The 6,973-nt window shown below is 59.2% G+C and carries 8 protein-coding genes; 3 read left to right on the forward strand and 5 right to left on the reverse strand.

Annotated features, from left to right (window positions below; genetic code table 11):
* The first annotated feature begins 88 nt into the window (after positions 1-88).
* Positions 89-1,255, forward strand: coding sequence for an aminotransferase class V-fold PLP-dependent enzyme (locus tag BW33_RS15645; RefSeq protein WP_047599914.1), 1,167 nt, complete (start codon positions 89-91; stop codon positions 1,253-1,255).
* A 56-nt stretch (positions 1,256-1,311) separates the two neighbouring features.
* Positions 1,312-3,120, forward strand: a complete 1,809-nt coding sequence (locus BW33_RS15650; RefSeq protein WP_047599915.1) for an aminopeptidase P family protein — start codon at positions 1,312-1,314, stop codon at positions 3,118-3,120.
* 49 nt (positions 3,121-3,169) lie between these two features.
* Here BW33_RS15650 and BW33_RS15655 read toward each other — a convergent pair whose 3' ends face one another.
* Positions 3,170-3,766: a 2-hydroxychromene-2-carboxylate isomerase gene (locus BW33_RS15655; RefSeq protein ID WP_047599916.1), complete on the reverse strand. Its 597-nt coding sequence runs from the start codon at positions 3,764-3,766 to the stop codon at positions 3,170-3,172.
* Between the two features lie 40 nt (positions 3,767-3,806).
* Complete coding sequence (locus BW33_RS15660; RefSeq protein ID WP_047599917.1) at positions 3,807-4,535, reverse strand: SDR family oxidoreductase; 729 nt, start codon at positions 4,533-4,535, stop codon at positions 3,807-3,809.
* A 92-nt stretch (positions 4,536-4,627) separates the two neighbouring features.
* On the opposite strand from BW33_RS15660, the gene BW33_RS15665 reads away from it, so the two are divergent.
* Positions 4,628-5,206: a TetR/AcrR family transcriptional regulator gene (locus BW33_RS15665; RefSeq protein WP_047599918.1), complete on the forward strand. Its 579-nt coding sequence runs from the start codon at positions 4,628-4,630 to the stop codon at positions 5,204-5,206.
* Position 5,207: 1 nt separating this feature from the next.
* Here BW33_RS15665 and BW33_RS15670 read toward each other — a convergent pair whose 3' ends face one another.
* The 3 genes from BW33_RS15670 to BW33_RS30230 form a co-directional block, all read right to left on the reverse strand.
* Complete coding sequence (locus tag BW33_RS15670) at positions 5,208-5,489, reverse strand: hypothetical protein (RefSeq protein WP_047599919.1); 282 nt, start codon at positions 5,487-5,489, stop codon at positions 5,208-5,210.
* Positions 5,490-5,658: 169 nt separating this feature from the next.
* Entirely contained in the window at positions 5,659-6,546 is an 888-nt protein-coding gene (gene rhtA / locus BW33_RS15675; RefSeq protein WP_047599920.1) for a threonine/homoserine exporter RhtA, read from the reverse strand.
* Positions 6,547-6,750: 204 nt separating this feature from the next.
* The coding region (locus BW33_RS30230) for a hypothetical protein (RefSeq protein WP_236645222.1) at positions 6,751-6,973 on the reverse strand (223 nt) is incomplete at its 5' end.

Below are 6,973 nucleotides of genomic sequence, written 5' to 3' on the forward strand. Positions count from 1 at the left end.
CTCGAACCCAGGCGCAGCTCACAAGGCTGCGCTGTGCCGTTTGCAGACACGAGCCTCCTGATCCCGGAACACGCTCTGCGAGTCTTTTATGAATAAACGTCCGTTGTATTTCGATTACGCCGCCACCACCCCGGTGGACGAGCGGGTCATCCAGGTGATGATCGATTGTCTGGGTTTTCACGGTAACTTCGGCAACCCGGCGTCCAGCTCCCATGCCTTCGGCCAGCAGGCCCGGCACACGGTCGAGCAGGCCCGCCGGCAAGTCGCCGAACTGGTGGGCGCCGAGGCCGCGCAGATCGTCTGGACCTCCGGCGCCACCGAATCCAACAACCTTGCCCTCAAAGGCGTGGCCCAGGCCCGCGGCGTTGCCGGCGGCCATATCATTACCAGTCAGATCGAACACAAAGCCATTCTCGATACCGCCCGGCAATTGCAGGATGCCGGCGTCGCGGTGACCTATCTGGTGCCGGACGCCGAAGGCCTGATCACCCCGCAGGCAGTCAGCGAAGCAATGCGCGACGATACCTTTCTGGTGTCGCTGATGCTGGTCAACAATGAAATCGGCACCCTCAACGATATCCCGGCCATCGGTGAAGTCGTGCGCGGCCGTGGCGCGTTGTTCCATGTCGATGCCGCGCAGGGCGCCGGCAAAGTGGCGATCGATCTGCAGCAGTGGCCGGTGGACTTGATGTCGTTTTCGGCGCACAAGCTCTACGGCCCCAAGGGGATCGGTGCGTTGTATGTCGGCCCCCGCGCGCAACAGCGTTTGCAGGCGCAGATTCATGGCGGCGGCCACGAAGGCGGGCTGCGCTCCGGGACTCTGGCGACGCATCAGATCGCCGGCATGGGCGCGGCATTCGCCTTGGCGGCAGTCGAATTCGATGCCGAGAAAAAGTCCATCGTGGCGCTGCGTGAACGCCTGCTCGAACAGTTGCTGAGTCTGCCGGGCGTACGCCTCAACGGCAGCGCCAGCCAGCGCATCGCGCACACCTTGAGCCTGACCTTCAGCGAAGGTGATTTCAACAGTACAGCCTTGAGCCAGTCGATCGCCTTTTCCGCGACTTCGGCCTGTAACTCGGCGAGCAACACGCCTTCTCACGTGCTGCTGGCGCTGGGGCACGACGCCCGGCTGGCCGCTCGCACCATTCGCCTGAGCCTCGGCCGTTTCACCACCGCCGATGATGTCGATCAGGCGGCAGAACTGATCAAAGGCGCCTGCGCCAGTGCCCCGGCATTCTGGGCAACAGGGCTTTAACCAGCCGGTTTTCACGGCTACGAACAATAACGATGAAGTGATTGGCAGGAGACATGATGAGTACCCAGACTTTGACCGAAGGAACGGTTCCCCAGCGCCTGGCGCGCACCCGTGAACTGATGCGCCGCGAAGGCATTCATGCGTTGCTGGTGCCATCGGCCGACCCGCATCTGTCGGAATACCTGCCGGGTTACTGGCAGGGGCGGCAATGGCTGTCGGGCTTTCATGGTTCGGTCGGCACTTTGATCGTTACTGCTGATTTCGCCGGAGTCTGGGCCGACAGTCGCTATTGGGAGCAGGCGACCAAGGAACTCAAGGGCAGCGGCATCGAGCTGGTCAAGCTGCAACCGGGTCAGCCGAGTCCGCTGGACTGGCTGGCGGAGCAGACACCCGAAGGTGGCGTGGTGGCGGTCGACGGTGCGGTGATGGCCGTGGCTTCGGCACGTACTCTGAGCAGCAAGCTTGAAGCCCGCGGCGCGCGTCTGCGCACCGACATCGACCTGTTGAATGAAGTCTGGGCGGATCGCCCGAGCCTGCCGAATGCGCCGATTTATCAGCATCTGCCACCGCAAGCGACGGTCAGTCGTGGCGAAAAACTCGCCAGACTGCGTGAGACCCTGCAGGAACGTGGCGCCGACTGGCATTTCATCGCCACTCTCGACGACATCGCCTGGCTGTTCAACTTGCGCGGCGGCGACGTGTCGTTCAACCCGGTGTTTGTTTCTTTTGCGTTGATCAATCAACAGCAAGCCACGCTGTTTGTGGCCTTGAGCAAAGTCGATGCCGAGCTGCGTGCGGTGCTGGAGCAGGATGGCGTGACTCTGCGCGATTACCGCGAAGTGGCCGACGCCTTGCGCGCCGTGCCAGGCGGCGCCAGCCTGCTGGTGGATCCGGCGCGGGTGACCAGCGGTTTGCTGGATAATCTCGACAGCACGGTGAAACTGGTCGAAGGGCTGAACCCGACCACCCTCGCCAAATCGCAGAAGAGCGAAGCTGATGCGCAGCACATCCGCAAGGCCATGGAGCAGGATGGCGCGGCGTTGTGCGAATTCTTCGCCTGGCTGGAATCGGCCTGGGGCCGTGAACGCATCACCGAACTGACCATCGACGAAAAGCTCACTGCTGCCCGTGAGCGCCGTCCGGATTACGTGTCACTGAGCTTCAACACGATTGCCGCGTTTAACGCCAATGGCGCGATGCCGCACTATCACGCCACCGAAGAAGAACATGCGGTGATCGAGGGTGACGGCTTGCTGCTGATCGACTCGGGTGGCCAGTACCTGGGCGGCACGACCGACATCACTCGAATGGTGCCGGTGGGTACCCCGACGGCTGAGCAGAAGCGTGATTGCACACGCGTGCTCAAAGGCGTAATCGCGCTGTCGCGGGCGCAGTTTCCGAAAGGCATTCTGTCGCCGTTGCTCGACGCCATCGCCCGCGCACCGATCTGGGCGGAAAGCGTGGATTACGGTCACGGCACCGGTCATGGCGTCGGCTATTTCCTCAACGTGCATGAAGGCCCGCAGGTGATCGCCTATCAGGCAGCACCGGCACCGCAAACGGCGATGCAACCGGGGATGATCACTTCGATCGAACCGGGCACCTATCGTCCGGGTCGTTGGGGCGTGCGCATCGAGAACCTGGCGATGAACCGCGAGGCGGGAAGCAGCGAGTTCGGTGAGTTCCTCAAGTTTGAAACCTTGACCCTGTGCCCGATCGACACGCGCTGCCTGGAGCCATCCTTGCTCACGCAGGAAGAGAAGGAGTGGTTCAATGCCTACCACGCTGAAGTGCGTGAGCGTCTGAGTCCGTTGCTCGATGGCGCCGCACTGGAGTGGTTGAACACGCGCACAGCGGCGATCTGAATGGCTGAAACCCGGGCGCTGTTGGCAGCGCTCGGGTTCTGTTGTTTTTCTAAGCCTGGCGCAGGGTTTCTTCGACGAAGTCGAGGCGGTCCTGTCCAAAGAACATCTGGTTGCCGATAAACATGCTCGGCGCGCCAAATACACCGCGTTTAATGGCTGTTTCGGTGTTGTCCTTTAGGGCTGCCTTGACTGTCTCGTCGTTGGTAAGGGCCAGGACTTCATTGGGATCGAAGCCCTGTTCGCTCAAAACCGCAGCGACAGTCGCCGGCTCATCGAGCGGTCGTCCCTCTACCCACAGCGCCTTGAAAAGACAATCGACAAACGCCTGAAATCGTTCTGGCTGGTGCAGTTGTATACCGGTGACGGCACGCATCAATGCCAGCGTGTTGATCGGGAAGTGCGGATTGAATTTCAACGGGACGCCATAGCGTTTGGCGTAGCGATCCAGATCCTCAAACATGTAGCGGCCCTTCGCCGGAATCATCGCCGGTGAGGCGTTGCCGGTCGCCTTGAACACGCCGCCCAGCAGCATTGGGATGTAGATCAGCTGGCTGCCGGTATTGGCACAGATTTTCGGTAACTGTGTATAGGCCAGGTAGGTGGCAGGGCTGCCGAGGTCGAAATAGAACTCCACGGTTTTCGTCATGTTCGCTGCTCTCTATTTATTGTTATGGAGGAGGCGGGGCTTACCAGCGTTCGTTCCACGGGCGCAGATCCAGCTCGAAGGTCCAGGCGTCCCGTGGCTGACTGTGCAGATACCAATAGTTTTCGGCAATGTGTTCGGGGTTGAGAATACCGTCCTGATCCTTGGTCGCGTACTTCTCGGGGAAACTGGTGCGGATGAAGTCGGTATCGATCGCGCCATCGACCACTATATGGGCGACGTGGATATTCATCGGACCCAACTCGCGCGCCATGCTTTGTGCCAGTGCACGGATACCGTGTTTGGCGCCGGCAAACGCGGCAAATCCGGAAGCACCGCGCAGCCCGGCGGTGGCGCCAGTGAACAGAATGGTGCCGCGCTGGCGGGTGGCCATGCGCTTGGCCACTTCGCGGGCATTGAGGAAACCGGAGAAACAGGCCATCTCCCAGATCTTGAAATACTTGCGCGCAGTTTCTTCAAGAATGCTGCAAGGCACATTGGCGCCGATGTTGAAAACGAACGCTTCGATCGGACCAAGGCGAGTTTCGATCTCTTCAATCAACGCAATGACGTCTTCTTCCTTGCGCGCATCGCAGGCAAAGCCATGAGCTTCGCCACCCTCGGCCTGAATCGCCTCGACCAGCGGCTGCAATTTGTCGGCACTGCGCCGCGTGACGCAAGCGACAAATCCTTCCCGGGCAAAACGCTTGGCAATCGCTCCGCCCGTGGCATCACCGGCACCCACCACTAACACGACCTTCTTGTTATTCATCGGGTTATCCCTTTAGTAAACGATCGTTAAGTGAACGAACGTTATGCTAGGATCCGGACAACGTCAAGGCGGTCGATCAAGAGGGTAAACACATGCGGTATTCCGCCGGTCACAAGCTGGAAACCCGAGAAAAACTGCTGCACAGCAGCGCGCTTTCAGCCAAGCGTTCGGGCTTTTCCACAGTCGGTGTCGATGGTTTGATGAAGGCTATCGGCCTGAGTGGCGCGGCGTTTTATAGCCACTTCTCGTCGAAAAACGAACTGTTCACGGCTATCGTCGAGCGCGAACTGTGTCAGAGCCTGGAGCGACTGGGAGGGCAGGGAGCGCAGGATCGTGAGCGGCTGGAACGCTGTCTCAAGCAGTACCTGAGCATGGCTCATGTAGAGCAGCCTGAATCGGGCTGTGCCTTGCCGACACTGGGGGCGGAAATTGCCCGTTCAGACGACCAGGTTCGCGAGCAGGCGGAACTGTGGATTTGTCGGCTGCAAGCCAGTTGGGCACAGATTCTGGAGAGCGACAGCCTGGCGTGGGCGATTCTGTCGCAATGCGTCGGAGCGTTGGTGGTGGCGCGGATGCTGGTGACGCCGGACATTCAACGGACGGTATTGAAGTCCAGTCATGAGGAAATCGGGCGTCAACTGGCTGCTCGACAAGGCGAGCAGCCAGAATGATTCATTTGCAGATGACGATCATGCTGCGGCTGGTATAGCCGGCCGGATTGAGCCCGAACGGGTAGTCGCCAGGCTCTTCCACGGCATCCCCTGATTTGGCGATGACTTTGTAGCCCTTGGGGGTACAAGCATTGGCGGCGCTGGTGTAGCACTTGTCCCAAGAGGACGACAGCCCGGAACAGTTGATGTGCAGCCCTTTTTTACCGTGCTTCACTTGGGTCTTGGAGGTGGCTGCGCACCCCGCTACTGCCAATACAGCGATCAGTATCAAAATTCGTTTCATTACCGTCCTTATGGTAGCCACGAGTCTGGCGCTCGGGTCTGCCTGTATTCGCTTGCGCTTTAAGCGGTTTGATATCCCTGTCCGAAAAAATCCATGCCTGGCACTGAGTTAAGGGGCTTAAACATGGCCTAAATGAACGCCAATTGCCAGACCTTCGTCAAATCCTGTTTCAATCTGCTGCAACAACGGGTTTGGCGTTACTGCCCATGGTCATGGTTGCTCCGACGGAGGCCAGAATAATGCACAGGATCGCCATCCATTGTGACAGCGTGAGGTACTCCTGCAGGAATAGCAGCCCGGACAACGCGCCAAAGGCCGGTTCGATGCTCATCAAAGTGCCGAAGGTGCGGGCTGGTATGCGGGTGAGGGCAACCATCTCCAGCGTGTAGGGTAAAGCGGTCGAGAGGATGGCAACGCCGATGGCGACCGGGATCAGCGACGGGGTGAGTAAAGCCGCGCCGGCATGCACGATGCCGATCGGGGCGACAAACAGTGCAGCAATCATCACGCCCAGGGCCGCAGTCGTCACGCCGTTGTCGGCACCGGCCTTTTGACCGAACAGAATGTACAACGCCCAGCATACGCCGGCACCCAAGGCATAACCGGCACCGATCAGATCAATTCCCGAGGATGTCGCTCCGGTCGGGATCAACAGCAGCAGGCCAACTGCCGCCAGGGCAATCCAGAGAAAGTCGATAGCGCGGCGGGAGGCGTAAATGGCGACGGCCAGCGGGCCTGTGAACTCCAGCGCAACTGCAATGCCAAGCGGCACAGTGCGCAATGACATATAGAAGAGGAAGTTCATCCCGCCCAGCGCCATTCCATAAACGATCACCGTGCGCAGGGACTGAGCGGTCAGCCTGGCGCGCCACGGACGCAGCAGTAACAGCATGATCACGCTGGCGAAGACCAGGCGCAGGGTGGTCGTCCCTTGAGCGCCAACCACCGGGAACATGCTTTTGGCCAGAGAGGCACCAGACTGAATGGATGCCATGGCTATTAACAAAAGGCCAACCGGGAACAGCGTTGAGGCCAGAGAGCGAGGTTGGTTTGTCATTGCGAGGCATCTTCCGAAGGTGAGGGCAGGGTATTGTTTTAGGTATTGGGCAATATACTGCGCATTCGCTGACATTGCGTCTATATATAGGTGGGTTTTTTCGGTGCATTGATAGAAAACTGAAATTAACGGTTGACGGCAGATTCAGGAGGTCTATAATTCGCCCCACTTCCGGCGCAGTCGAAACGGAAAACTCCTTGAGAATCAATGAGTTATACGGTTTTCGGCAGCGGCCTGCTTCAGTTTGTCGAAGTCTGGAAGGAGTTGAAAGAGCGGTGATGTTTGGCTCTTTTGACGGTTCGATCGTCTCGGTCGAAAGCGGAGAAAAAGAGGTGTTGACAGCAGCGTGTAACGCTGTAGAATTCGCCTCCCGCTAACGAGAGATCGGAAGCGCAAGTGGTTGAAGTTGTTGAAGAAATCTTCGAAA

The organism is Pseudomonas sp. RIT288 (assembly GCF_000631985.1).
GTDB lineage: Bacteria > Pseudomonadota > Gammaproteobacteria > Pseudomonadales > Pseudomonadaceae > Aquipseudomonas.